This is a genomic window from Novosphingobium sp. B-7, assembly GCF_000410615.1.
Lineage (GTDB): Bacteria > Pseudomonadota > Alphaproteobacteria > Sphingomonadales > Sphingomonadaceae > Novosphingobium > Novosphingobium capsulatum.
Map to the genome: position 1 here is coordinate 4,010 of NZ_KE148525.1, position 320 is coordinate 4,329.

The 320-nt window shown below is 72.5% G+C and carries 1 protein-coding gene; it reads right to left on the reverse strand.

From position 1 onward, the window contains the following. A partial coding sequence (gene modA, locus H926_RS33990; RefSeq protein WP_022678608.1) for a molybdate ABC transporter substrate-binding protein occupies positions 1–320 on the reverse strand: 320 nt, incomplete at both ends.

Genomic DNA, 320 nt, shown 5'->3' on the forward strand with positions numbered 1-320 from the left:
AAAGCCGAAGCGGCGGAAGATCGCCTTGCCTTCGGCCGAGAGCAGGAAGCGGCGGAACGCTTCGGCGTCGGGATGGGTGGACGCGGTCAGCCGCGCCACCGGATAGGTGATCGGCGCGTGGCTGCCGGCCGGGAACACGCCGACCACTTTCACCCCCGGTTCGGCGCGGGCATCAGTGGCATAGACCACGCCCAGCGGCGCGGCGCCATGCGCCACCAGCGCCAGCGCGGCCCGCACGTTTTCCGCGCGCGCCACCTGGCCCTGCACCTGGTTCCACACGCCCAACCGCTCCAGCGCGGCCTTGCCATAGCGGCCAGCCG